At 67.4% G+C, this 22,958-nt stretch carries 24 protein-coding genes and 1 tRNA gene; 12 read left to right on the top strand and 13 right to left on the bottom strand.

What is annotated here, in order from left to right; all coding sequences use genetic code 11:
* The first annotated feature begins 32 nt into the window (after nucleotides 1–32).
* Nucleotides 33–1,337, top strand: a complete 1,305-nt coding sequence (locus ACUJ46_RS11505; RefSeq protein ID WP_445390634.1) for a L,D-transpeptidase family protein — start codon at nucleotides 33–35, stop codon at nucleotides 1,335–1,337.
* Here ACUJ46_RS11505 and ACUJ46_RS11500 read toward each other — a convergent pair.
* From ACUJ46_RS11500 to infA, 6 genes are all read right to left on the bottom strand, one after another.
* Nucleotides 1,307–1,960, bottom strand: coding sequence for a murein L,D-transpeptidase catalytic domain family protein (locus ACUJ46_RS11500; RefSeq protein ID WP_445390633.1), 654 nt, complete (start codon nucleotides 1,958–1,960; stop codon nucleotides 1,307–1,309). The two genes, ACUJ46_RS11505 and ACUJ46_RS11500, sit on opposite strands and share 31 nt — an antisense overlap.
* Before the next feature lie 178 nt (nucleotides 1,961–2,138).
* A tRNA-Phe gene (locus ACUJ46_RS11495) sits at nucleotides 2,139–2,214 on the bottom strand.
* Between the two features lie 36 nt (nucleotides 2,215–2,250).
* Complete coding sequence (gene yacG / locus ACUJ46_RS11490; protein ID WP_445390680.1) at nucleotides 2,251–2,388, bottom strand: DNA gyrase inhibitor YacG; 138 nt, start codon at nucleotides 2,386–2,388, stop codon at nucleotides 2,251–2,253.
* 31 nt (nucleotides 2,389–2,419) lie between these two features.
* Complete coding sequence (locus ACUJ46_RS11485) at nucleotides 2,420–3,394, bottom strand: ribonuclease (protein WP_445390632.1); 975 nt, start codon at nucleotides 3,392–3,394, stop codon at nucleotides 2,420–2,422.
* Nucleotides 3,387–3,986 (bottom strand): Maf family protein, encoded by a 600-nt coding sequence (locus ACUJ46_RS11480; RefSeq protein ID WP_445390631.1) that lies wholly within the window; start codon nucleotides 3,984–3,986, stop codon nucleotides 3,387–3,389. The genes ACUJ46_RS11485 and ACUJ46_RS11480 overlap by 8 nt, the downstream gene beginning before the upstream one ends.
* Before the next feature lie 14 nt (nucleotides 3,987–4,000).
* Nucleotides 4,001–4,219, bottom strand: a complete 219-nt coding sequence (gene infA, locus ACUJ46_RS11475) for a translation initiation factor IF-1 (protein WP_194744413.1) — start codon at nucleotides 4,217–4,219, stop codon at nucleotides 4,001–4,003.
* A 183-nt stretch (nucleotides 4,220–4,402) separates the two neighbouring features.
* Here infA and ACUJ46_RS11470 point away from each other — a divergent pair, with 183 nt between their 5' ends.
* The gene (locus ACUJ46_RS11470) at nucleotides 4,403–4,645 is read left to right on the top strand and encodes a hypothetical protein (protein WP_445390630.1); all 243 of its coding nucleotides are present in this window, start codon (nucleotides 4,403–4,405) and stop codon (nucleotides 4,643–4,645) included.
* On the opposite strand, the gene dapB is transcribed toward ACUJ46_RS11470, so the two are convergent.
* A complete protein-coding gene (dapB, locus tag ACUJ46_RS11465; RefSeq protein WP_445390629.1) occupies nucleotides 4,642–5,442 on the bottom strand; it encodes a 4-hydroxy-tetrahydrodipicolinate reductase in 801 nt (266 codons plus the stop codon). The genes ACUJ46_RS11470 and dapB overlap by 4 nt on opposite strands.
* Nucleotides 5,443–5,530: 88 nt before the next feature.
* Here dapB and ACUJ46_RS11460 point away from each other — a divergent pair, with 88 nt between their 5' ends.
* Nucleotides 5,531–6,241: an NAD-dependent deacylase gene (locus ACUJ46_RS11460; protein WP_445390628.1), complete on the top strand. Its 711-nt coding sequence runs from the start codon at nucleotides 5,531–5,533 to the stop codon at nucleotides 6,239–6,241.
* Here ACUJ46_RS11460 and phhA read toward each other — a convergent pair.
* On the bottom strand, nucleotides 6,224–7,087 hold the full coding sequence (gene phhA / locus ACUJ46_RS11455) for a phenylalanine 4-monooxygenase (protein WP_445390627.1): 864 nt from the start codon (nucleotides 7,085–7,087) through the stop codon (nucleotides 6,224–6,226). The two genes, ACUJ46_RS11460 and phhA, sit on opposite strands and share 18 nt — an antisense overlap.
* Nucleotides 7,088–7,176: 89 nt before the next feature.
* Between phhA and ACUJ46_RS11450 the strand changes: the two genes are divergently transcribed.
* The 4 genes from ACUJ46_RS11450 to ACUJ46_RS11435 are packed head-to-tail and all read left to right on the top strand — an operon-like array spanning nucleotide 7,177 to nucleotide 11,775.
* Nucleotides 7,177–7,905 (top strand): peptidylprolyl isomerase, encoded by a 729-nt coding sequence (locus ACUJ46_RS11450; protein ID WP_445390626.1) that lies wholly within the window; start codon nucleotides 7,177–7,179, stop codon nucleotides 7,903–7,905.
* 12 nt (nucleotides 7,906–7,917) lie between these two features.
* Complete coding sequence (mnmD, locus tag ACUJ46_RS11445; protein ID WP_445390625.1) at nucleotides 7,918–9,732, top strand: tRNA (5-methylaminomethyl-2-thiouridine)(34)-methyltransferase MnmD; 1,815 nt, start codon at nucleotides 7,918–7,920, stop codon at nucleotides 9,730–9,732.
* 35 nt (nucleotides 9,733–9,767) lie between these two features.
* Entirely contained in the window at nucleotides 9,768–11,114 is a 1,347-nt protein-coding gene (locus tag ACUJ46_RS11440; protein ID WP_445390624.1) for a TrkH family potassium uptake protein, read from the top strand.
* Nucleotides 11,104–11,775, top strand: coding sequence for a potassium channel family protein (locus ACUJ46_RS11435; RefSeq protein ID WP_445390623.1), 672 nt, complete (start codon nucleotides 11,104–11,106; stop codon nucleotides 11,773–11,775). Before ACUJ46_RS11440 ends, ACUJ46_RS11435 begins: the two co-directional genes overlap by 11 nt.
* A 104-nt stretch (nucleotides 11,776–11,879) precedes the next feature.
* On the opposite strand, the gene ACUJ46_RS11430 is transcribed toward ACUJ46_RS11435, so the two are convergent.
* The 5 genes from ACUJ46_RS11430 to lgt all read right to left on the bottom strand — a co-directional run bounded on the left by ACUJ46_RS11430 (nucleotide 11,880) and on the right by lgt (nucleotide 17,441).
* Nucleotides 11,880–12,545, bottom strand: coding sequence for a superoxide dismutase (locus ACUJ46_RS11430; protein WP_445390622.1), 666 nt, complete (start codon nucleotides 12,543–12,545; stop codon nucleotides 11,880–11,882).
* Nucleotides 12,546–12,656: 111 nt separating this feature from the next.
* Entirely contained in the window at nucleotides 12,657–13,760 is a 1,104-nt protein-coding gene (locus ACUJ46_RS11425; RefSeq protein ID WP_445390621.1) for a calcium:proton antiporter, read from the bottom strand.
* The gene (locus tag ACUJ46_RS11420) at nucleotides 13,757–15,562 is read right to left on the bottom strand and encodes an aminopeptidase P family protein (protein ID WP_445390620.1); all 1,806 of its coding nucleotides are present in this window, start codon (nucleotides 15,560–15,562) and stop codon (nucleotides 13,757–13,759) included. Before ACUJ46_RS11420 ends, ACUJ46_RS11425 begins: the two co-directional genes overlap by 4 nt.
* A 5-nt stretch (nucleotides 15,563–15,567) precedes the next feature.
* Complete coding sequence (locus tag ACUJ46_RS11415; RefSeq protein ID WP_445390619.1) at nucleotides 15,568–16,611, bottom strand: class I SAM-dependent methyltransferase; 1,044 nt, start codon at nucleotides 16,609–16,611, stop codon at nucleotides 15,568–15,570.
* The gene (lgt, locus tag ACUJ46_RS11410; RefSeq protein WP_445390618.1) at nucleotides 16,608–17,441 is read right to left on the bottom strand and encodes a prolipoprotein diacylglyceryl transferase; all 834 of its coding nucleotides are present in this window, start codon (nucleotides 17,439–17,441) and stop codon (nucleotides 16,608–16,610) included. The genes ACUJ46_RS11415 and lgt overlap by 4 nt, the downstream gene beginning before the upstream one ends.
* Nucleotides 17,442–17,488: 47 nt before the next feature.
* On the opposite strand from lgt, the gene ACUJ46_RS11405 reads away from it, so the two are divergent.
* The 5 genes from ACUJ46_RS11405 to pgeF all read left to right on the top strand — a co-directional run bounded on the left by ACUJ46_RS11405 (nucleotide 17,489) and on the right by pgeF (nucleotide 22,942).
* On the top strand, nucleotides 17,489–18,694 hold the full coding sequence (locus tag ACUJ46_RS11405) for an acyl-CoA dehydrogenase family protein (protein WP_445390617.1): 1,206 nt from the start codon (nucleotides 17,489–17,491) through the stop codon (nucleotides 18,692–18,694).
* A gap of 3 nt (nucleotides 18,695–18,697) precedes the next feature.
* Nucleotides 18,698–19,837, top strand: a complete 1,140-nt coding sequence (locus ACUJ46_RS11400) for an acyl-CoA dehydrogenase family protein (protein ID WP_445390616.1) — start codon at nucleotides 18,698–18,700, stop codon at nucleotides 19,835–19,837.
* A gap of 71 nt (nucleotides 19,838–19,908) precedes the next feature.
* Nucleotides 19,909–21,633 (top strand): class I adenylate-forming enzyme family protein, encoded by a 1,725-nt coding sequence (locus ACUJ46_RS11395; protein ID WP_445390615.1) that lies wholly within the window; start codon nucleotides 19,909–19,911, stop codon nucleotides 21,631–21,633.
* On the top strand, nucleotides 21,630–22,187 hold the full coding sequence (locus tag ACUJ46_RS11390) for a GNAT family N-acetyltransferase (protein ID WP_445390614.1): 558 nt from the start codon (nucleotides 21,630–21,632) through the stop codon (nucleotides 22,185–22,187). Before ACUJ46_RS11395 ends, ACUJ46_RS11390 begins: the two co-directional genes overlap by 4 nt.
* Nucleotides 22,184–22,942 (top strand): peptidoglycan editing factor PgeF, encoded by a 759-nt coding sequence (pgeF, locus tag ACUJ46_RS11385; RefSeq protein WP_445390613.1) that lies wholly within the window; start codon nucleotides 22,184–22,186, stop codon nucleotides 22,940–22,942. Before ACUJ46_RS11390 ends, pgeF begins: the two co-directional genes overlap by 4 nt.
* The last annotated feature ends 16 nt before the right edge of the window (nucleotides 22,943–22,958 follow it).

The following is a 22,958-nucleotide window of genomic DNA, read 5'->3' as shown; positions in this document are numbered from 1 at the left end:
GCGGCATGGCGGCATTGCTCTATCCATACGTCATGAAAAGGTCGCTTCCCCTCGCATTCGCTGCACTGCTCCTTGCCACCCAGCCCGGTCTGGCTGGCCAGCCGGCCGCAATGGTCGCCCCCCCGGCTTCCCCCGATATGGCTGTGGCCCTCGCCAGCTGGACCCCGGCATCGGCGGCCGGGCTTCTGCAGGTGATCGAAGCGGCGGCGGCGGAAGGACTGGACCCGGCTGACTACAAGGCCGCAGAACTGTCCGCTGCCATTGCCTCGGGCGATTTTCTCGGCCTCTCGTCCGTCGCAACCAGCGCCTATTTCGCTCTTTCGCGCGATTATGCCCGCGGACGCACGCCCGCTGCCGCACGGCACGGCTGGTATGTGACGGCACCGCGCGCCGATGACGCCTTTCTGCAGGCCCGGCTTTCGGATGCGCTTGCCAATGGAACGGTACGCCGCAGCCTCGAGACTCTGCTACCCGATCATGACGATTATCGCGCCCTCAGGGCCGCCCTTGCCACAACCGCCGATGCCGACGCGCGCGCCACCCTGCGCGTCAACCTCGACCGCTGGCGCTGGATGCCGCGCCTGCTCGGGCCGGATCATATCCTCGTGAATGTGCCCGCCTTCGAAATGCGGCTTGTGCAGGGCGGGGCGGTTGCCGCCCGAAAGCGCGTCATCGTCGGCAAGGTGAAGACACCGACGATCCAGTTCTCGTCCGTCATGACAGGCATTGTCCTCAACCCGCCCTGGGTGGTGCCGCAGAGCATCATCGCGGAAAGTGTCGGCAGCCTCGTGCGCAACCGGCCATCGACAGCGCGTGCGCGCGGCTACACATGGACCTACACGGGCGGCCGCCTGAACGTCACACAGATGCCCGGACCGGGCAATTCGCTGGGGCAGGTGAAGTTCGACATGCCCAACCGCCACGCCATCTTCATGCACGATACGCCATCAAAGGCCCTGTTCGACCGCGACGTCCGCGCCTTCTCGCACGGCTGCATCCGCACGCAGGGGATTGTCGATCTGTCAGCCATATTGCTCGAAACGGTGCCCGGCTGGGACAGGGCGCGGATCGACAGCGTGCTCGCGGAACGCAAGACCACGCGCGTGCCCCTGCCGCAGCAACTGCCGGTGCATATCGCCTATTTCACGGCAACGCCGGGCGAATCGGGCGATATCCTCTTCCACCGCGACCTCTATGGCCGCGACAGGCCGGTCAGGGATGCCCTCGGAGCGCCCGATACCGGGGAATCGGCCCGGTCATCGACCATGAGCGCGCAAGCGCCCACGATCGTCGCGGGAAGCGAGTGTCAGGCGGCGATGCCGAACTTGCCGGCGTAAAGCAGCCTGCCCGGTCCCATGCGCTCCAGCACTTCATCGAGGCTGTTGTCGGCAAAGGCGAAACAGCCTTCCGAGCGGCCGATCTTGCCATGCTGGCGCGCCATCTGCGGGGAAACATACCAGGCGCCGTGGATCACGATGGCGCGCGCCTCGGCGTTGCTGTTCTGAGGTTCAAGGCCCAGCAGGCGCTGTGAACGGCCATGCTTGCCATGATAATAGGCCCCGGTCAGATAGGCGCCATCCGAAGAGGCGAGCGAACCCGGCGTGTTCGAGAAGCGCTGCACCCAGCCCGAATGGGCCGGATCGGACCCGCGCCCATGCGAGACGAGATGGGAGGTTGCCCGGCCCGCCTTCATGTCGACGATGAAGAACCGCGCTTCACGCGAGGGGGCGGCAAAATCGGCAATGGCAATCAAGTCCTTGTGGCGGATGGACGCGGCGTGGCGCTCAAGCCCCTCCTGGGCGACGTCGCGCAGGGTGCGGCTTCCGGCAGGCGGCAGGCCAGCGGGGCGGGCTTCTGCGACCGCCGGAAAGGCGAGGGTAGCCGGCGCGGCAAGGCCGACAGCGGCAGCGCCAAGAAAGGCGCGGCGATTCAGGTTCATCATGGAATCGGATCGAGACATGAGGGACGATTAGATTTCGACCCCAAGGCATTACAAGAAGGAAGAGGCCACGCCTGCGACAGGCCGTGCGCCCGACGGGACTGAAGGGAGCCATCCGGCGGCACCAACCCGCAAGCCGTGCAACAAAGCCGCCCCTGCGGGCGTCTTGCACAGCGTCTTCATCAAAGGAGGGGGAAAGTGGTGCCCAGGGGCAGAATCGAACTGCCGACACTACGATTTTCAGTCGTATGCTCTACCAACTGAGCTACCTAGGCACGGGAGGCGGGCTATAGGCTGCCCCGCAGGCGCGGTCAACTGTCTTCGTCACCTTCTGCAAAAGGCCTTCCCGGAAGCACATAGCCGCCATCCAGCCACTGGATGAGATCCCTGTCGCGGCAGCTGCGCGAACAGAAGGGTGCATGCGCCGGGTCCGACGGTTTCCGGCACATGGGGCAGGCGGTTTTCACGCCCTGAAGGCGCTCAGTCTGCTGGTTCGACATGGCCCTTCCCTGCCATGAAGTCGGCCCTGACGTCCACGCGCCGCCCGGCCTGCCGCGCCAGCCGCGCCAGAAGATGCGGCCGCGCCTCCAGCCAGCCGGCGATGGCGGGCGCAGCGAGGATCCGCAGCGACCCGGGTCGCGGCTCGCGCGCGGCCGATTCGAGAAGCCCGATGGCCGCCGTTTCCACCGTTTCCAGCCGCGCGCGTTCCAGGATCGAAGGGCCGGGGCGTTGCAGCACGATCTGCATCAGGCCGAAGCCGTTGATGGCGGTGCGTTCCCAACTGCCGGGCGCGGCCCAGCCCATGGCCCGGTCAAAGGCATCGGCGGCGGCCGTGCGCGCAGCCTTTCCCGAAAGCGCCGGCAGGTCGATCACCACGGACCCACCAAGCCCCCAGAGCCGTATCAGCCGCGCCAGCATCACCAGCGCCGGCCCTGCCAGATCGCTGCCGGCGCCATCCACATCCACTGCCACCATCGCGGGCGTGGGCGTCAGGCTGAGGCTGCCGCCGGGAAAGGCCATGCGGCCAAGCTCGGCAGCCTCCCAGCCCTCGTCCCAGGCAGCAGCCACATCGGCCGGCCAGCCGGCAACAGGCCGGTGCCCAAGGGCGGCAAGCCGCGCGGCAAGCGGCAGCGGCGGCTGTTCCGGCAGGTCGGTCGCGCGCACTTTCGCAATCCGCACCCGCCCTGGCTCGCGCCAGGCAGCGCGGCGCACCTCCACCCGGATTGTGGCACCCTCGGCAAGGCCTGCGGGCCATGGCTCGATCACGGCCTCCTCGCCGCCGGGCAGAAGGGCGATGCCGCGCGGGCCAAGCCTTGCCTTCAGCCGCGCCGGAACCCGGGCGCCGGCAGGCAGGCCATCGCCATCCCGCTCGAGATGCATCGCGAGCAGTTGCCCCTTCTCGACCAGAGCAGCGCGAGTCTCGCCCAGCCGCGAATCGACGAAAAGCTCAGCCAAGAATCCCCGCTGTCTTCAGCATGGCCCGCGCGTCGAAGAGCGGCAGGCCCATCACGCCGGAAAAACTGCCTTCCATCCAGGCCACATGGGCTTCGAACCGGCCCTGTATGGCATAGCCGCCCGCCTTGCCGTGCCACTCGCCGCTGGCGACATAGGCATCGATGTCGGCCGCCGAAAGCGGCGCAACACGCACCGTGGACCGGCTGAGACGATGGCGGGCAACGCCCTTCGCATCCACCACGGTCAGGGCGGTCAGCACCTTGTGGCGGCGGCCGGCGATGAGCCGGAGGCAGGCGCGCGCGGTCGCCTCGTCCTCGGCCTTGGGCAGGATTCGGCGGCCAACGGCGACCAGCGTATCGGCGGCAAGAACCACGGCGCCCGCATGCCGGGCCGCAACGACCCCAGCCTTTTCGGCAGCGAGCCTCGCGACATGCGGCTCGGGCAATTCGCCCTTGCGCACCGATTCATCGATATCGGCAGGATCGATCGCGCATGGGGAAAGGCCAAGACGGCCAAGCAGATCCAGCCTGCGCGGCGAGGCCGAGGCAAGGACAAGCGGCGGCCTGCCCGTGGCGGGAGAGGCCCCGTTCACTTCACCCTGCCCGTTCACTTGAACCTGTAGGTGATCCGGCCCTTGGTCAGGTCGTAGGGGGTCAGTTCCACCAGCACTTCATCGCCGGTCAGCACGCGGATGCGGTTCTTGCGCATCTTGCCCGCCGTATGGCCCAGGATCTCGTGATCATTTTCCAGACGCACCCTGAACATGGCGTTGGGAAGCAGTTCGACGACCGTTCCCCGCATCTCGAGAAGCTCTTCCTTGGGCATGGGCTGATGCAATAACCTTCGGACAATGACCCCGGCGTGCCGGGGCTGACATGGCCGCCGCCATGCCCAAAACAGGCCATCTTGGCAAGACCGGCGCATGCTTCTGTCGGATTCCTCCAAGCATCCCGTGCCCCATGGGCGCTAGGTGCCGCCCATGGAGAGGCGCGGTCTTCATGGTTCGGCATGGAATCGCGCCGCCCCTTCGTCACCAGCCAGGACAGGCATATTCGGATGCTGAAAGCCATCATCATCGGATTTCTGCTCGGTTTCTCGCTCGTCGGAATGTCGCGCTTTGCTTCCGCCCCGCCCGAGGGTCCGGCGCATGAAGCGTCCGCCACGGCCCAGGCACGTGCCGATGGCCGCGTTTCCCACTTCGTCAGCGCAGTGCCCGCGCCCTCCGGCGCACGCCTCATGCCGGCTGCCTAACTGGCGGCCTTCGACAGGGCATCGCGGAACATGTCCGCCATCGCGTAGCGGCCCGGCTTCTGCTTCGCCACCCAGCGAGCGCCCCTGACGGCGCCACGCGCGAAGATCTCGCGGTTTTCGGCCACATGGCCCAGTTCGATCCGCTCCCCCTCGCCAGCCAGGATAACCCGGTGGTCGCCAGCGGCCGAACCACCCCGCAGGGCCGCGAAACCGATGCCGCCGCCCCGGCGCGGGCCGGTCATTCCCTCATGGGCGGGCAGGCGCAGTTCGGAAAGCGGCGCGCCACGGCCGCGCGCAGCCGCCTCGCCCAGATAGAGGGCCGTGCCCGAGGGCGCATCCACCTTGTGGCGATGGTGCAGTTCCACGATCTCGATATCCCAGCTGGCATCGAGCGCACGGGCCGCCTGCTCGACCAGGGCCGCCAGAAGCGTGACGCCCAGCGCCGTGTTCGCCGCCTGAAGCACGGGGATGGATTTCGCTGCCGCATCGATGAGCGCATGATGCCGGGGCTGAAGCCCGGTCGTTCCAATCAGGATCGCCGATTTTCCATCCTGCGCTGCGCGCAGATTTTCTTCCAGCGCCACGGGCGAGGTGAAGTCGATCAGCACATCGGCCTTGTGGGCGACAGGGGCGGCATTGGCGCATATCACCATCCCCTCGCCCAGCGGCGTGCCGCACATGGCATGGCCGGCACGCTCGACGCCGCCGGCCAGGATGCAATCCGGCGCGGCCTGGATTTCGGCGATGATCGCCTGCCCCATTCGCCCGCCTGCACCCAGCACACCGATCCTGATCATGTCCTGCTCCTCATTGCCGGCATCCCGCGGGCTGCCGGTTGCGCCGCCGAACCTTTCCAACCATCGCCCCTCTTGGCAAGAGACGGGCATGAAAGACAGGCTCGAGCGCATCGTCATCCTGACCGGGGCCGGCATTTCGGCCGAATCAGGCGTTGCCACCTTTCGCGGCCCCGGCGGCCTGTGGGAAGGGCACAGGGTGGAGGATGTGGCAACCCCCGAAGCGTTCCGCCACGACCCCGCGCTCGTCCAGCGCTTCTATGATCTGCGCCGTGCGGCCCTTGGCACGGTCGCGCCGAACCCGGCGCACATGGCGCTGGCGCGGCTCGATGCGGAATGGCCGGGCGAACTGCTCCTCGTCACCCAGAATGTCGATGACCTGCACGAACGCGCCGGCAGCCGCCGCCTCCTGCATATGCATGGCGCGCTGAAATCGGCCTGGTGCCTCGCCTGCGACGGGCGCTTCCCCCACGCGGGGCCGCTGGCTGGCTGGCCGCCCTGCCCCGGCTGCGGCGCGCGCGGCCGGCTCCGCCCGGATATCGTTTGGTTCGGGGAAATGCCCTATCACATGCCGCGCATCCATGATGCGCTTCTTATGGCGGACCTTTTCGTGTCGATCGGCACCTCGGGCAATGTCTATCCGGCTGCCGGCTTCGTGGACATCGCGCGGGAATCGGGCGCGCGCACGCTGGAACTGAACCTCGACCCCTCGATGACAAGCGACCGCTTCGCGGAAAGCCGCCTCGGCCCCGCCGGATCGCTTGTGCCCGAATTCGTCGAGGATCTATTGCGCCGGCGCTGAAACCGGGCGCGCCTGTGTGCCGCGGGTGAAGACCCTGTCTCCGGGCAGAATGGCATCGGGGGAAAGATCGGGCAGCGCAGCGAGTTCCTTGTAGAGCGGGGCGAAATCCGTCTCCAGGGTCTGGCGCAGCAGCGCTTCGAAGGAGGGGATGACGAAATAGCCCTGCTGATAGTCATCAATGCGATAGCGTGTCCGCATCACCCGCATCAGGTCGAAGCCGAGCCTGTTGGGAGAGGGGTCCTCGATGGCGAAGCGGCTTTCCCCGGCGGATGACAGGATGCCGGCGCCGAAGATCCGGATGCCGTCCGCCGTTTCCATCAGCCCGAACTCCACCGTGTACCAGTAGAGCCGGGCCAGCTTGTGCAGCGCCCCATGCCGCATCGAGCGCAACCCGCCCTCGCCATAGGCCTGCATGTAATCCGCGAACACCGGGTCGGCGAGGAGCGGCACATGGCCGAAGACATCGTGGAAGATGTCCGGCTCTTGCAGATAGTCGATCTGGTCGGGCCGGCGCAGGAAATTGCCGGCAACGAAGCGCCGGTTCGACAAATGCCCGAAGAAGACATCATCGGGAACCAGCCCCGGCACGGCCACCACCTGCCAGCCCGTCAGGCGCATCAGCCGCTCGTTGAGGCGGCGATAGTCCGGCACGCCGCCCGCCCCGAGATCGAGGGCCTTCAGCCCGTCGAGGAACTGGGGCACGGCCCGCCCGGGCAAAAGCGCAAGCTGGCGGGCGTAGAGCCGGTCCCACAGGGCATGCTCGGCCCGGGTGAACCGCGCCCATTGCTGGGGGACGGTCCAGTCAGGCGCCGCACCGGGCGGCGGGGCTTCGGGCATGGGACTCATGCCGCGCATCATAACCCATCACGGCCCCTCTGTCCGCCTTTCACGGGCCTGCGCTTCCGCGCCGCCGCGCCAGCCTCTAGACTGGCGGCATGATTCGCCTTCTCAGCCCCGTCGCCCTTCTGCTCATCCTCGCCCAGCCGGCAGTGGCGCAAGAGCCGCCGCAGGCCGCGCCGGTCGCGGAGGCGGAAGCCCCCGCTGAGGCCGGAAGCACAGCGGCCGGGTCTGCACAGGCCGAAACCACGCAGGCCGAAACCACGCAGGCGACGGAAAAACAGGCCCCGCCCGAGGATCTCGTGCGTGTGCGCCTCGTGACGGCCGAAGGCACCATGATGCTGGCCCTCGATCGCGGTCGCGCGCCCGTCACCACCGCCAATTTCCTGCGCTATGTCGATCAGAAAAGGCTGGACGGCGTCAGCTTCTACCGCGCCCTCACCTTCCCTGGCCGGCCGGATCTCGGGCTGATCCAGGGCGGAATCAAGTCCGATCCGAAACGCGCCCTGCCCCCCATCGCCCATGAACCGACGACCAAAACCGGCCTTGGCCATGGAGATGGCGCCATCTCCATGGCGCGCGGCGCGCCCGGCAGCGCGCAGGGCGATTTCTTCATCACCCTCGGGCCGCTGACCTCGCTCGATGCCCAGCCCGGAGGCGAAGGCGACACGGCCGGTTTCGCCGTCTTCGGCCGGGTGGTCGAAGGCATGGACGTGATGCGCCGGATTCTCCTGGCCCCCGTTTCGGCAACCGAAGGCACGGGCGCGATGAAAGGCCAGATGATCGCCCGGCCCGTCGCCATCCTCTCGGCCCGCCGGGCAGACTGAGGCGCACCGGCCATGACAGCACATGATCCCGGCCCGGACTGGGCCGGCGGCCATCTGCGGTCCGCGCGGCATGGCGATGTCTATTTCTCCCGCGAGGGCGGGCTGGCGGAAAGCCGCGCCGTCTTTCTCGAAGGCTGCGGCCTGCCCGGCCGCTGGGCCGGGCGCGCCCACTTCACCGTCGGGGAACTGGGCTTCGGCACCGGCCTCAACATGCTTGCGCTCATCGACCTGTGGCGGCGGCACCGGCCGGCGGGCGGCCATCTCGGGCTGTTCTCCGTGGAAGGCTTTCCGCTGCCGGTCGCCGATGCCGCCCGCGCGCTGGCCGCCTTTCCGGAGCTTGCCGATCTTGCCGCCGCCCTGCTGGCGCAATGGCCGAAGGGCGCGCGCGGTTTCCACCGCATCCAGTGGCCAGACCATGGCGTCACGCTCGATCTTGCCATTCTCGATGCAGGCGAGGCGCTTTCCCAGTGGTCCGGCAGGGCGGATGCATGGTTCCTCGACGGCTTCGCGCCCGCCCTCAACCCCGACATGTGGTCGCCGGACCTGATGGCGGCCATCGCGGCACGTTCCGCGCCGGGGGCGCGGGCTGCAACCTACAGCGTCGCCCGCATCGTCCGCGACGGTCTTTCGGCAGCCGGTTTCACGCTGAACCGCAAGCCCGGCTTCGGCCGCAAGCGCGAGCGGCTGGAAGCGGAACTGCCCGGTGTCGCCGTCAACCAAAGCCCACCCCGGCGCATCGCCATCATCGGGGCCGGCATCGCGGGCGCGGCCCTTGCCCGCGCCTTCCGGGCGCTGGGGGCCGGACCCCGGCTCTTCGCGCAAGGCCCCATGGCCTCGGGGAACCCCGCCGCCCTTGTGTCGCCCCGGCTTGCAGCCGGCAGCAGCGCCGGCGCGCAGCTTCATGCCCAGGCCTTCCGCCGCGCCGTGGACCTCGTGCGCCAGACGGCTGCGGATGCGGTCCTCGGCACTGGTGCGCTCAGGATCCTGGCGGGGCGCGGCGAGCCGGAACGCGGCCGGGCAACGCTGGACAGCGGCCTCTTCGATCCGGGAAGCCTGCAGTGGCTCGACGCCGGGGCCACGAGCGCGCGGCTGGGTGAAGTGGTTACCGATGAAGCGCTGTGGGTGGCCGATGCCCTCGTCCTGCGGCCGCAACGGCTGCGCGCAGCATGGTCAGGTTCGGCCGGGCTGGGCGGCCAGCCCGAAGCCCGGCGCATCGCCCGTATCGCCCGCGCGGGTCCGGGGGGCTGGCAGCTGTTCGCGGAAGGCGGGGCGCTGCTCGCCGAAGCGGACTGCCTCGTCATCGCCGCCGGGCCAGGGAGCGCGGCCCTCACCGGCCTGCCGCTGCGCCCGGTTCGCGGGCAGGTCACGCTTGCGCACGAAGAGCCTGGCGGCGCGCCGGCCAGCTGGGGCGGCTATGCCATTCCGGCGCCGGGCGGCGTGCTTTTCGGCGCCACCCACGGTCGGGATGACCCTGACCCGGCAGTCCGCGCCGAGGACAATGACCGCAATCTCGACAAGCTTGCGCGAATGCGCCCGGCGCTGGCGGTGCGGCTTCGTGGCCTGCCGCTGGATGCGGTAGCCGGCGTGCGCGCGGCCTCGCCCGATCACCAGCCCCTGGCCGGCCGGATCGAAGACGGCCTGTTCATCCTCTCGGGCCTTGGCGGGCGTGGCTTCACCCTTGCCCCGCTTCTGGCCGAACATGTGGCCGCCTGCGCCATGGGCGCGCCTTCGCCGCTTGGCGCATCATCTGCGGCCCTTGTCGATCCGGCCAGGCTGAAGCGCCGCGTTGCGCCCGAAAGCGGGCTGGGGCAGATAGATGTCGGATGAAGGCCGCCACGCCGGCTTCGGCATCAGGAGTGCAGGTGACACCAGGGCTTGAAGCACGCGCAATCCCGAGGCCCGAACGGATCATTCCGCTGGCCTTCCTGATCGGGATCGCGGCGGGCACCCTGCTTCTGATGATGCCTGTTTCCCGAACTGGCAGCGGGAATGCGGATTTCGTGACGGCGCTGTTCACGGCCACTTCGGCGCTGTGCGTCACCGGGCTGACAGTCGTCGACACCCCCACCTACTGGTCGCCCTTCGGCCATGTCGTCATCCTGGGGCTGTTCCAGGCGGGCGGCTTCGGCATCATGACAGGGGCGACACTCATCGGCCTGCTCGTGTCGAAGCACATGCGCCTCAGAAGCCAGCTCATGGCCTCGGCCGAAATGCGCAGCCTCGATCTCGGCGATGTGCGCCATGTCGTGCGGCTGGTGCTTGTTGCCTCGCTTGCAACGGAAGCCGTGCTCGCCGTCGCCCTTTTCCTGCGCTTCTGGATGGGCCTTGGCTTTTCCATTCCCGACGCCGCCTGGCACGGCCTCTTCCACGCCGTTTCCGCCTTCAACAATGCCGGTTTCACCACCCTGCCAGACGGCTTGATGCCCCACCGGTCCGACCTGTGGCTCCTGACCCCGCTTGTCATCGGCGTGATCGCCGGCGGCATCGGCTTTCCCGTTCTACACGAACTGCGGACGGAATGGCGCCAGCCGCGCAGCTGGTCGATCCACACCAAACTCACGCTGTGGGGCAGCCTCGGCCTGCTTGTCGTGGGCACCCTTGGCCTGCTTCTGTTCGAATGGTCGAACCCGAAGACACTCGGCCCCGAGAATCCCGGCGGCAGGATCCTGGGCGCCTTCTTCCATTCGGTGATGACCCGTTCGGGCGGGTTCAACACGCATGACATATCGGCCCTGGGGCCGGATTCGCTTCTCGTCTCGACCGCCCTGATGCTGATCGGCGGCGGCAGCGCCTCAACCGCCGGCGGCATCCGCATCACCACCTTCCTGCTACTGGGCTTTGTCGTCTGGTCCGAAATCCGCGGCCACCCGGATTCCATCGCGTTCCGCCGCCGCCTGGCGCCGGACATCCAGCGCCAGGCCACCGCCATTGTCCTGCTGGCCGTGGGCGCGGTCTCGGCCGGAATCCTCGCCCTTGCAGCCTTCGTCGAGGCCCCGGTCGAAAAGATCATGTTCGAGGCCGTCTCGGCCTTCGGAACCGTTGGCCTGTCGACCGGCCTGTCGGCCAGCATGCCACCGGCCGGCCAGCTCATCCTCGTCGCCCTCATGTACATCGGCCGCGTCGGCACCGTCAGCCTGGCGGCGGCCTTTGCACTCAGGCTTCGCAGCATGCCCTATCGCTACCCCGAGGAGAGACCCATTGTCGGCTGATCACAGCAGCAGCGCCCCCCCCGTACTCGTCATCGGGCTGGGCCGCTTCGGCGGCGCGGTCGCCCGCTCGCTGATCCGCATGGGCCATGAAGTGCTCGGCATCGACCAGGACATGGACATCGTTCAGCAATGGTCGGAGGAACTGACCCATGTGGTCCAGGCCGACACCACGAACACTGCAACGCTGAAGAAGCTGGGCGCGGGCGACATGGCGCATGGCGTCGTGGGCATCGGTTCGGATATCGAGGCGAGCGTGCTCACAGCCGTCGCGCTCGCCGATGCCGGCTGCAAGGACATCTGGGCCAAGGCGGTGAACGTCAACCATGGCCGCATCCTGGAACGGGTGGGGGTGAGCCATGTGGTCTATCCGGAAGCGGAAATGGGCGAGCGCGTCGCCCATCTGGTGACCGGCAAGATGATGGATTTCATCGAATTCGACGACGGTTTCGCCATCGTGAAGACGCGCACGCCCCGCTTCATGGCGGGCAAGACGCTGCTGCAGACGGACATAAGGCAGAAATATGGCGTGACGGTCGTGGGGGTGAAACGCCCGCGCGAACCGATGATCACCGCCTATCCCGACACCATCGTCTACATGTCGGACCTGCTGATCGTCTCGGGCCCGACATCGGCCGTGGAGCAGTTTGCCTCGACGACCTGAAGAAGGGTTGCAGGAGCTGCTTTCGCCCTGACCATATCAGTGGAAACAAAATGGCGGGCCAGGTTTCACCCCGGCCCGCCGCAATGTCATCAGCCTACGGCGAATCAGCCGTTGGCGATGCCGAGTTCGAGTGCCTCGACGCTGTCGGCGGCAAGGGCTTCGGCCGCAAAGGCCCAGTTCAGGTGGCGCGCGGTCACGGCCTCAAGATAGGCCTTACGGGCGCGCTGGTGGTCGATGTAATAGGCGTGCTCCCACAGGTCGATCACGAGAAGGGGCTTCAGATCCTCGTCGATCACCGGAGTCTGTGCATCGTGGGTGGACATCACCGAAAGCTCGTCGCCATCGGCAACAAGCCACACCCAGCCGCTGGCGAAATGATCGAGGCCTTCGGCCACGATCTTCGCCTTCAGTTCATCGACCGAGCCGAACGCCTTTTCGATGGCTTTCAGAAGATCGCCCGTGGGGGCGCCGCCATCGGGGCTGAGGCTTTTCCAGTAGAAGCTGTGGTTGAAGTGCTGGGCGGCATGAACGAAGAGTTCGCCGGCCGAAACCAGTTCGGACACGTCCTCGGGGTCGGCGTCGGCCGTCTCGCGGATGATCTCCAGAAGGCCGGCATTCTCCATGCCTTCATCCGCCGCAAGGGCGTTCAGCTTGTCCACATAGGCCTGATGGTGGCCGGCATGGTGCTGGGCGAAGGTGGCGGCCGAAATCGCCGGCTGCAGCGCGTCGGTCGCGAAGGGCAGCGGCGGAAGGCTGAACTTGGCAGGCATGAGAAACGTCTCCTTTCAGGATGGTCGGTGAAGGGCGCGAAGAAGGCCCGGTTGATGGGTTAACGATTCGTCCCGGACTTTGTGCCCTGTCGAGGCAGGGCGTGTCTTAGGTCAGGGCGTGAAAGAGGTGAACAGGAAGAATGCGAAGATCACGAGGTGAACCGCGCCCTGCATGACGGTGGTGCGCCCGGTGCTGAAGGACATGCTGGCCACAAGCAGCATCAGGGCGACAAGGGTGATGCCCTTGTCATCGAGCCCGAGGACCAGTTGCCAGTCGAAGATGAGCGACAGGCCGGTGATGATGGGAACCGTGAGGCCGATGGTGGCGAGCGCCGAGCCGAGCGCGAGGTTCATGCTGGTCTGCAACCGGTTGGCGCGGGCGGCCTTCAGCGCCGCCAGCCCCTCGGGCATCAGCACCAGCCCGGCAATGATGACGCCCACGGCCGCCACCGGCGCCCCGGTGGCGCGCATGGCGGCAGCGAGCGGATCGGACAGGGCCTTCGACAGCAGGACAACGGCGCCAAGGCTGGCGAGAAGCAGGCCGAGGGCAAGCAGGGCCTGCTTCGTCGTGCAGGATTCGGGGCCATGCGGCGTGCCAGGCGAATCCTCATCCTCGGCAAGCAGGAAATAATCACGGTGGCGGACGGTCTGGACGAAGATGAAAAGCAGCCACAGGCTGAGGCTGGCGGCCCCCACGAGCAGCAGCTGGCCTTCGGAATAGGTCGGCCCGCGGGTGGATGTGGTGAAATTGGGCAGCACCAGCACGAGGACGGCAAGCGCCGCCAGCGCCGTGGATGCAGCCGAAACCCCGTCGAGGCCGAAGCGCTGGACATGATGCCGCGCCGCGCCCACCGCCAGGCACAGGCCGACGACCCCGCCCAGGATGATCATCACGGCCGAATAGACGGTATCGCGCAGCAGGGTCGCCGTATCGTCCGGCTTGGCGAGCATCAGGGTGACGATGAGCGCGCATTCGATCACGGTGACGGCCAGCGCCAGGACCAGCGTGCCATAAGGCTCCCCCAGCCGCACCGCGATCACTTCGGCATGGTGCACGGCCGAAAGGATGCTCGGCACCAGCAGGGCGGCGAGCAGCAGAACGACGGCCATGGCATGGGCCTGGCCCGACAGGATGAAATAGCCGACCAGCGCCGCGAGCGGTGCAGCCCAGCTCCAGAAGGGGGCGGTGCGGGAAAGCCGCAACGCCTCCGTCATGCGGCCTCCCTGTCGATCACGCTGGCGAGCGGCCGGGTCGCTGCCAGAAGCCAGTCGCGGGCGGCGCCGTCCAGCTGCCCTTCGAGCGCTTCGCGCACGCGGGCATGATAGGCGTCGAGCCAGGCGGCTTCTTCGGCGTTGAGCAGCGCCGGCTCGACGAGCCGCAGGTCTATGGGCGCAAGGGTGATGGTCTCGAAGGCGAGCATGGGCTGTTCGTCACCAGGCTGCGGGTCTTCCACCACGATCACGAGATTTTCGGTGCGGATGCCATAGGCGCCGGCCTTGTAGTAGCCGGGCTCGTTCGAAAGCACCATGCCGGGAAGCAGCGGCTCATCCACGCCAGCTGCGCCGACGGCCGCGGCGATGCGCTGCGGCCCCTCGTGCACACCCAGGAAATGGCCGACGCCATGGCCGGTGCCATGGGCGTAATCGCACCCGGAAGACCAGAGGAACTGGCGCGCCAATATGTCGAGCTGCCCGCCGCGCGTGCCCTTGGGAAAGCGGGCGCAGGCAAGCGCGATATGCCCCTTCAGCACGCGGGTGAAGCGGTCGCGCATCTCGGCCGTCGGCGTGCCGATCGCCACCGTGCGGGTGATGTCCGTCGTGCCGTCGGGATACTGGCCGCCCGAATCGACGAGATAGAGCCCGTCACCTTCCAGCGGCAGGCTGGTTTCCGGGGTGGAGCGGTAATGTGGGCTGGCGGCATTGGCCCCATAGGCCGAGATGCTGTCGAAGCTCAGGTCCTTCAGCAGGTTGGATTCGCGGCGGAAGGCCTCCAGCCGCGCCTCGGCCGCCAGCTCGTCGGCCGGGGTATCGGAATCGACGCTGTGCAGGAATTTCGAAATCGCCACCCCGTCGCGCACATGGGCGGCGCGCATGCCGGAAAGCTCCACCGGATTCTTGGTCGCCTTGGCAAGCTGGCAGGGGTCGCGCCGCTCCAGAACCGTCGCGCCGCTGCGCGCAAGCGCTTCGAAGATGGCCGCAACCGACCATGCGGGATCAAGCCAGACCTTGCCCTTCAGGGCCTCCAGCGCCGGGCCGAAATCGGCGTAGGGCGCAAGCGTCACATCCGGGCCGAGATGCGCCGCCACTTCGGGCGTGATCTTGGCCGGATCGGTGAAAAGCCGGACAGACCCGTCATCCGCCAGCAAGGCAAACGCCCTGACCACGGGCGTGCGGGATACATCGCTGCCCCGTATGTTGAGAAGCCAGGCAATCGAATCGAGCGCGGACACCACCAGCGCGCCGGCCCCGGCCGCACGCATCTGCGCAGCGATCGCGGCGCGCTTGTCGGCGGAGGACTGGCCGGCGAAGTCCAGCGGCTGCACCACGGCGGGGGCAGCCGAGGGTGCGGGCTGATCGGCCCAGATGGCGTCGACCGGGTTCTGCTCCACCGCCACAAGTTCGATTCCGCGCGGCGACAGCGCAGCCGATGCCGTTGCCAGGAAGCCCCGGGTGGTCAGCCAGGGGTCATAGCCGATACGCGCGCCCTCGGCTGCACTGGCCGCCAGCCAGTCCGCCATCGGCTCCGAAGGGACGGAGCGATATTCGTAGAGCGCCCCGTCAACCTGCTGGCGCACCTGCAGCGTGTAGCGCCCGTCGACGAACATGGCGGCCTTGTCCGCCAGAACGGCGGCGGAACCGGCCGAACCCTGGAAGCCTGTCAGCCATTCCAGCCGCCGCGCATAGGCGCCGACATATTCCGACATATGCTCGTCGGTGAGTGGAATGATGAAGCCATGAAGGCCGTTGCGCTGAAGCTGTGCCCTGAGGGCCTGAATCCGGTCGTTGTAGCTGCTCATGCGCCTTATGTAGGGAATCCTGCCGGAACTGGCCAGCCGGGCGCGGCAATGGCGAGCGCCTGGAACAGCCGCCCCATGCCGCCCGCAGAAGCCAGGCGCACCCGCGCCGCCTCGATCTCGGCCGCGCGTTCGAGGCTTGCCACCGCCTTCAGCGCCCGGGCGCGCTGCGAAAGGCCGAGCGCTTCGAGGAACAGGCCCTGCGCCTGCGGGCCGAAGACATGGGCGCCCGCGCCCGAGGCGGCACGCGCCATGGCGGTGAAATCGACATGGGCGGAAATGTCCGCCTCGCCCAGCGTATCGATCACCTTCGCAAAGGCGCCGCCCTTCAGGGCCTGCAGCGTGTCGCCCAGCGCCGGGCCGCTGTAGCCATAGTCCATGAACAATCCCGCCCCGCCCTGCGCCGCTATCCGCCGGGCGATTCCGGCCACAAGGGCCTCGGCCGCGAAGTTGCGCTCGAAGACGCTGCCTTCGGGCGCATCGCGCAGCGCCTCGGGCACGAAGGCAAGATTGGCCGGCATTGCTATATCCCAGCCATCCGCCGCCACGCGCCGGAGCGCCCAGCCATCGGCGGTACGCTCGAACTGGCTGAGCGGCAGGGCATCGAGAAATTCATTGGCCACCAGCATCAGCGGGCGGTCCGCCGGCAGGCTGTCGATGCCGTCGTGCCACTGCGCCGCGGGCGGCAGAACGGTCTTCTGCAGCAGCCTGAGGCGGGGGCTTTTTTCCACGAGGTGCAGCTCGATGGCGGCGGCAAAGGCTGGCAGCGCCCGCTCGATGGCGCGCAGGGCATCGGCCATCAGTGTGCCCCGGCCCGGCCCCAGCTCGACCAGCGCGACAGGTGCCGGCGCACCGGCGCGCTGCCACAGATCGGCCAGCCACAGGCCGACAAGCTCGCCGAACATCTGCGAAACCTCGGGCGCGGTGACGAAATCGCCGCGCGGGCCGAAAGGTTCGCGGGTGGCGTAATAATGGTCCGCCGCCATGGCCATGGCGCGCGCGAGCGGCAGCGGCCCCTCGCGGGCGATGCTGTCTTCAATGGCGGCGATCATGCGCCGGCCGGCAGGCGGCGGCCCGCTGTGGCCAGAAGCCACAGCCCCAGCAGGATCATCGGCAGCGACAGAAGCTGCCCCATGGTCATCCCCATGGCGAGCGTGCCCAGCTGGGCATCTGGCTCGCGGAAGAATTCGATGGAAAAGCGCGAAAGGCCGTAGCCGAGAACGAAGATGCCGCCCAGCAGCCCCGGCTTCATCCGCGCCGACGAGAACCAGAAAGCCAGGTTGAGGATGACAAGAAGCAGCGCCCCTTCGAGCGCTGCTTCATAGAGCTGGCTGGGGTGGCGCGGTTCCGGCCCGGCATCGGGAAAGATGATGCCCCATGTGCCGTCCGTCGGGCGGCCCCACAGTTCGCCGTTCACGAAATTGGCGAAACGCCCCAGAAGCAGGCCGATCGGCGTGACGACGGCGAGATAATCGAGAATCCTGAGCGCGCTCAGCCCCTGGCTGCGGGCATAGAGCAGGATCGCGACGATCACCCCTGTCAGCCCGCCATGGAAGGCCATGCCGCCCTCCCACAGCTTCAGGATGGACAGCGGATCGTCGAGATACTGGGCAGGATTGTAGAAGATCACATAGGCCAGCCGCCCGCCGAGAATCACGCCGAGCGTGCACCATGTGACCAGATCGTCCACATGGCCCCCGTTCATCGGGGCGCCCGGCCGGCGGATCATGCGCGAAAGCAGCCACCAGCCTCCCAATATGCCCACAATATAGGCAAGACTGTACCAACGGATCGCCAGCGGGCCGATCGCCAAAGCGACAGGATCGAGGCCTAGGCTGTTCCATTCGACAGCTGTCTGGAAAAAGGACATGTGGGCTTTCATATCCGCAGCAATGGGCAAGCGCCAAGAGGCGCGATGCACCCGGGGAGATGATGACCATGGAAGACAACGCCGCCCTCGAAGCCTTCCGCGCCGAAACGCGCGCCTGGCTCGAAGCCAATTGCCCGCCCGAGATGCGCCAGCCCGTCGATGACGATGGCGATGTCTGCTGGGGCGGGCGCAAGTGGGTATTCAAGTCCGACGCGCAGCGCCAGTGGCTGGAGCGCATGGCGGCAAAGGGCTGGACGGTGCCGGAATGGCCAACCGAATATGGCGGCGGCGGCCTTTCGCGCGAGCAGGCGAAGATCCTGCAGCAGGAAATGCGGCGCATCAACGCACGCTCGCCGCTCAACAGCTTCGGCATCTGGATGCTGGGGCCGGCGCTGCTGAAATATGGCAATGAAGAGCAGAAGAAGGAACATCTGCCGAAGATCGCCCGTGGCGAAATCCGCTGGTGCCAGGGCTATTCCGAACCGGGCGCCGGGTCCGACCTCGCCTCTCTGCGCACTTCGGCCGTGCTCGAAGGCGATGAATATGTCGTCAATGGCCAGAAGATCTGGACCAGCTATGCCGACAAGGCCGACTGGATCTTCTGCCTCGTCCGCACCGACCCGGATGCGCCCAAGCATCTCGGCATCAGCTTCCTCCTGTTCGACATGGAAAGCCCCGGCGTCTCGACCAGCCCGATCCAGCTGATCTCGGGCTATTCGCCCTTCTGCCAGACCTTCTTCGACAATGTGCGCGTTCCGGCCCGCAACCTGGTGGGCCAGCGTGGCAAGGGCTGGGACATCGCGAAATATCTCCTCACCCACGAACGCGAGATGATCGGCGGCATGGACCTGCCCTCGGGCGGCGCCAATGCGCTGCACCAGATGGCCGTCCGGGCGATCGGCGCCAATGCCGAAGGCGCGCTTTCCGACAATCTGCTGCGGGCCGAGATTGCCCGCCACGAGATCGACGCCATGGCCTTCGGCCTGACCATGGAGCGCGTGAAGGACGAGGCGAAGGCAGGCCAGGGCGTCGGCGCGCTGTCGTCGATGCTGAAATATTACGGCACCGAACTGAACAAGGAACGCCAGCAGATCGTCATGTCGATCCATGGCAGCGAAAGCCTTGTCTGGGAGGGCGAGGACAAGCATGACGGCGACATGGCCAGGACCTGGCTCCGGAGCCGCGCCAATTCCATCGAGGGAGGAACATCGGAAGTGCAGCTCAACATCATCGCCAAGCGCGTCCTCCAGCTGCCGGGAGCCTGATCGATGGCACTTGTCCTCAATGACGAACAGCGGATGGTCCAGGAATCCGCCAATGGTTTCTTTGCCGAACATGCCCCCGCGGCACAGCTCAGGAAGCTGCGCGACACGAAGGATCCCGACGGTTTCGACCGCGGCCTCTGGGCAAAGATGGCGGAAATGGGCTTCGCGGGCGTCGCCATTCCCGAGCAGTTCGGCGGCGCCGGCCTCGGCATGGTGGCAGCCGGCCTGATCCAGGAAGCGATCGGCCGCAACCTCTCCGTCTCGCCCTTCCTCTCGGCCTCCATCCTTTCGGCGACGGCCATTGCCAGGGGCGGCACCGAAGACCAGAAGGCGGCGCTGCTGCCGAAGATCGCGGCCGCCGAGCTGATCGTGGCGCTCGCCGCCGACGAAACGCCCCGCCACCAGCCCGCCCATGTGGAAACGCGGGCCGAAGTGTCGGGCAACGGCTTCCGCCTCACCGGCGCCAAGCCCTTCGTGCTCGACGGCCATGTCGCCGACCGGCTGATCGTCGCGGCGCGGACTTCGGGCGACATCGCCGACCGCGCAGGCATCACCCTCTTCCTCGTGGATCCGAAGGCAGCCGGCGTCAGCGTCGCCCGACGCTTCATGGTGGACAGCCGCAACGCCGCTGCCGTCACCCTCGATGGCGTGCAGGTCGATGGCGCCGATGTGCTCGGCCCGGTGGGCGAAGGTCTGGCCATTCTGGAAGCGGCGCTCGACGCCGGCCGCGCCTGCCTTGCCGCCGAGATGCTGGGCATTTCCGCCCAGAGCTTCGAGACCACGATCGACTATCTGAAGCAGCGGGACCAGTTCGGCGTGAAGATCGGCAGCTTCCAGGCGCTGCAGCACCGGGCTGCCCATCTCTTCTGTGAAATCGAGCTTGCCCGCTCCGCCACGCTGAAGGCGCTGACCGCGCTTGACGAAGGCGATGCGCGCGCCAGCTTCTACGCCAGCCTCGCCAAGGCCAAGGCCACAGGTGTCGCGAAGCTTGCCACCAACGAGGCCGTGCAGATGCATGGCGGGATCGGCATGACCGACGAATATGACATCGGCTTCTACATGAAGCGCGCGCGGGCCGCAGGCGAAACCTTCGGCGATGTGGCCTTCCATGGCGACCGTCTTGCCCGCATGATGCAGTTCTGAGGAGCCTCGCCGGGCCTGGCAACGGAACCGGGCCCGGCGAGGCATGGAATGGACGGGGAGGGAGAAACCCGATGCTGACCGAACTCGACAAGGCGCTCGACGCCGCCCTTGACGCCATCACCGCGCCCGGCGGACAGCTTGCCATTACCTCGGCCGAAGTGCGCGGCGTAACCTATCCCGTATTCGAGGCCGCGCCGCCTTCGCTGCGCGAACTCATTGCCTTCTTCCTTGCGCCCCACGCCGACAAGGAGTTCATCGTCTACCAGGACGAGCGCATCACCTTCGCGCAGGTGCAGGAAAAGGCTGTCCGCATCGCCGCCATGCTGCAGGACCGCTACGGCGTCGCCAAGGGCGACCGCGTGGCGATCGCGATGCGCAACTACCCGGAATGGGTGTCGGCCTTCATCGGCGCCGTGATGCTTGGCGCCGTTGTCGTGCCTATGAACGCCTGGTGGCAGACGGACGAGCTGGCCTATGGCCTGAAGGACAGCGGCACCCGCGTGGTGATCGCCGACGAGGAGCGCGCGCGCCGGATCGCCGCCATCGAGGGACCGCTGCCGGCCATCATTGCCGTGCGCACCGGCCATGCGGTTGCCGCCAGCCTCGGCGCGACCACGCTGGAGGACGCCCTCGCTGCCTCGCCGCAGGCGCCCTGGTATCTGCCGCCCATCTACCCCGAGGATGATGCCACCATCATGTACACTTCGGGTTCGACCGGCGCGCCCAAGGGCGCCGTCTCGACCCATCGGGGCATTGTGTCGGGCACGCTCAACTATCTGGTGAACGGCCTTGCCATGCTGCAACTGGCCGAGGCTCAGGGCATCACGCCGCCGGAGCAGCAGGTGATGCTGCTCAACGTGCCGCTGTTCCACATCACCGGGCTGGTTCCGGTGCTGCTGGTTTCCATCTGTATCGGGCGCAAGCTGGTCATCATGTATCGCTGGGATGCGGGCGAGGCGCTGCAGCTGATCGAGCGCGAGAAGGCGACCTATTTCGTCGGCGTGCCGACCATGAGCCTCGAGCTGATGCAGCACCCCGACCGGGACAAATACGACCTTTCCACCCTGGTGGACATCGCCGGCGGCGGCGCGCCGCGCCCGCCCGAGCATGTCGGCCGACTGGCCGAAGCCTTCCCCGGCAAGAATCCGGCGATCGGCTACGGCCTCACGGAAACCAATGGCGTCGGCGCCGGCAACATCCGCGACAGCTACCGCGCCAAGCCGCACTCCACCGGTCGCCCCTCGCGCCCGCTGGTCGAGATGTCGATGATGGACGACGACATGAGGCCGGTGCCCGCCGGTGACGTGGGCGAAGTGTGCATCCGGTCCGTCGCCAATGTCCGCGGCTACTGGAACAAGCCCGAAGCCACGGCCAAGGCCTTCACTGCAGATGGCTGGTTCCGCACCGGCGATCTCGGCAAGTTCGACGAGGATGGCTATCTCATCATCGTCGACCGCAAGAAGGACATCATCATCCGGGGCGGGGAAAACATCTCCGCCGTCGAGGTCGAGGCCGCGATCTACACCCACCCCTCGGTCGCCGAAGCAAGCGTGTTCGGCCTGCCGGACGAGCGCCTCGGCGAAATCGTCGGCGCCGTCGTCTATCCAAAGCCGGGCGAGCAGCTCGAGGGCGAGGCGATCATCCAGTTCGTGAGCCGCGAGCTTGCAAGCTTCAAGGTGCCCGCCCGTGTCTGGATCGTGCATGAGCAGCTGCCGAAGCTCGGCTCGGGCAAGATCGACAAGGTCTCGCTCAGGGCGCACTTCCGCGACATGCACCTCGGCCGTTCTGCGGCATGAGCATGGCGGCGCAGGGCCGGGCCCTGCCCTTCACCCTGCGCCGTGCCACCCCTGAGGATGCCGCCACCATCAGCGGCATCTATCGCCGCACCTTCACCGAAACCTTCGGGCACCTCTACCCGCCCGGGGAACTGGCGGACTGGCTTGCGGAAAACGGGCCGGAAAAATATCGCGCCGACTGTGCCAGCCCCGATGTCGCCATCATGCTTGGAACAGGCCCCGCCGGGCAGGTGCTCGGCTTCTGCCTGCTCGGCCCGCAGGACCTTGGCATCGACAGCCAGCGCCGCTGGTGGGTACTGCGCCAATTCTATCTCGAAGCCGATGCGCGCGGCACCGGCCTTGCGCAGGCGCTGATGCAATGGGCCATCGGCGAAGCACGCGCGCGCGGCTATGAAGAGCTTTACCTGACCGTCTGGGTCGACAATCACCGCGCACGGCGCTTCTACGAGCGCTTCGGGTTCGAGGAGGTCGGCCGCTATGCCTTCACCGTCGGATCGACCGTTGACGATGACCGCATCATGAAACTCTCCCTGCAAGCAGGACTTGCCCCTTGATCACGCAGCTCCGCTCTGCCCTCATCGGCGCGCCGCATGGCTTTCTGGGCCGCACGGGCGGGCACAGCACGGGCCTCTACGCCAGCCTGAACACGGGCCTTGGCTCGGGTGACGACAAGGCGGCGGTGCTGGAAAACAGGCGTCTGGCCCGCGATGCAGTTGCGCCCGGCGCGCATCTCGTCACCCTGCACCAGGTGCACAGCGCACGCGCCGTGGAAGCCGGCTTGTGGGAAGATGACAGCCGCCCCGAAGCCGATGCGCTGGTGACCGACAAGCCAGGCCTTGTCCTTGGCATATTGACTGCCGATTGCGCGCCCATCCTGTTCGAGGATGGCAAGGCCGGGGTGATCGGCGCCGCCCATGCCGGCTGGAAAGGCGCCTTTACAGGCGTGATCGAGGCAACGCTGGTCGCCATGGAAAGCCTTGGCGCGGACAGGCGCCGAATCCGGGCCGCCGTCGGCCCCTGCATCGCCCGGTGCTCCTATGAGGTGGACGTGGGCTTTCGCGACCGCTTCGTGCAGGCGGAGCCCGGAAATGACCGCTTTTTCGGCGAAGGCCGGCCCGGCCACTGGCACTTCGATCTCGAAGCCTATTGCCTTGCCCGGCTGGCATCGGCCGGCGTTGGCAAGGCCGAGGGATTGGGAACCGACACCCGGTCCGACCCGGAGCGCTTCTTCAGCTACCGCCGCACGACACTTGCGAAAGAGCCGGATTATGGCCGCCAGATCAGCCTGATCGCCCTGCCGCCAGCGTAACGCGGGCAGCAGCCGG

This window comes from Sandaracinobacteroides sp. A072, from assembly GCF_052616365.1.
Note: the sequence above shows the minus strand (reverse complement) of the source record. Positions and strands in the feature narration are given on the sequence as shown.

Excerpts from the sequence above, each read along its gene's own strand:
- ACUJ46_RS11505 (WP_445390634.1), top strand. The coding sequence starts at position 33 with ATGAAAAGGTCGCTTCCCCTCGCATTCGCTGCACTGCTCCTTGCCACC.
- ACUJ46_RS11500 (WP_445390633.1), bottom strand. The coding sequence starts at position 1,960 with ATGTCTCGATCCGATTCCATGATGAACCTGAATCGCCGCGCCTTTCTT.
- yacG (WP_445390680.1), bottom strand. The coding sequence starts at position 2,388 with ATGTGCCGGAAACCGTCGGACCCGGCGCATGCACCCTTCTGTTCGCGC.
- infA (WP_194744413.1), bottom strand. The coding sequence starts at position 4,219 with ATGCCCAAGGAAGAGCTTCTCGAGATGCGGGGAACGGTCGTCGAACTG.
- ACUJ46_RS11470 (WP_445390630.1), top strand. The coding sequence starts at position 4,403 with ATGGAATCGCGCCGCCCCTTCGTCACCAGCCAGGACAGGCATATTCGG.
- dapB (WP_445390629.1), bottom strand. The coding sequence starts at position 5,442 with ATGATCAGGATCGGTGTGCTGGGTGCAGGCGGGCGAATGGGGCAGGCG.
- ACUJ46_RS11460 (WP_445390628.1), top strand. The coding sequence starts at position 5,531 with ATGAAAGACAGGCTCGAGCGCATCGTCATCCTGACCGGGGCCGGCATT.
- phhA (WP_445390627.1), bottom strand. The coding sequence starts at position 7,087 with ATGAGTCCCATGCCCGAAGCCCCGCCGCCCGGTGCGGCGCCTGACTGG.
- ACUJ46_RS11450 (WP_445390626.1), top strand. The coding sequence starts at position 7,177 with ATGATTCGCCTTCTCAGCCCCGTCGCCCTTCTGCTCATCCTCGCCCAG.
- mnmD (WP_445390625.1), top strand. The coding sequence starts at position 7,918 with ATGACAGCACATGATCCCGGCCCGGACTGGGCCGGCGGCCATCTGCGG.
- ACUJ46_RS11430 (WP_445390622.1), bottom strand. The coding sequence starts at position 12,545 with ATGCCTGCCAAGTTCAGCCTTCCGCCGCTGCCCTTCGCGACCGACGCG.
- ACUJ46_RS11425 (WP_445390621.1), bottom strand. The coding sequence starts at position 13,760 with ATGACGGAGGCGTTGCGGCTTTCCCGCACCGCCCCCTTCTGGAGCTGG.
- ACUJ46_RS11420 (WP_445390620.1), bottom strand. The coding sequence starts at position 15,562 with ATGAGCAGCTACAACGACCGGATTCAGGCCCTCAGGGCACAGCTTCAG.
- ACUJ46_RS11415 (WP_445390619.1), bottom strand. The coding sequence starts at position 16,611 with ATGATCGCCGCCATTGAAGACAGCATCGCCCGCGAGGGGCCGCTGCCG.
- lgt (WP_445390618.1), bottom strand. The coding sequence starts at position 17,441 with ATGAAAGCCCACATGTCCTTTTTCCAGACAGCTGTCGAATGGAACAGC.
- ACUJ46_RS11405 (WP_445390617.1), top strand. The coding sequence starts at position 17,489 with ATGATGACCATGGAAGACAACGCCGCCCTCGAAGCCTTCCGCGCCGAA.
- ACUJ46_RS11400 (WP_445390616.1), top strand. The coding sequence starts at position 18,698 with ATGGCACTTGTCCTCAATGACGAACAGCGGATGGTCCAGGAATCCGCC.
- ACUJ46_RS11395 (WP_445390615.1), top strand. The coding sequence starts at position 19,909 with ATGCTGACCGAACTCGACAAGGCGCTCGACGCCGCCCTTGACGCCATC.
- ACUJ46_RS11390 (WP_445390614.1), top strand. The coding sequence starts at position 21,630 with ATGAGCATGGCGGCGCAGGGCCGGGCCCTGCCCTTCACCCTGCGCCGT.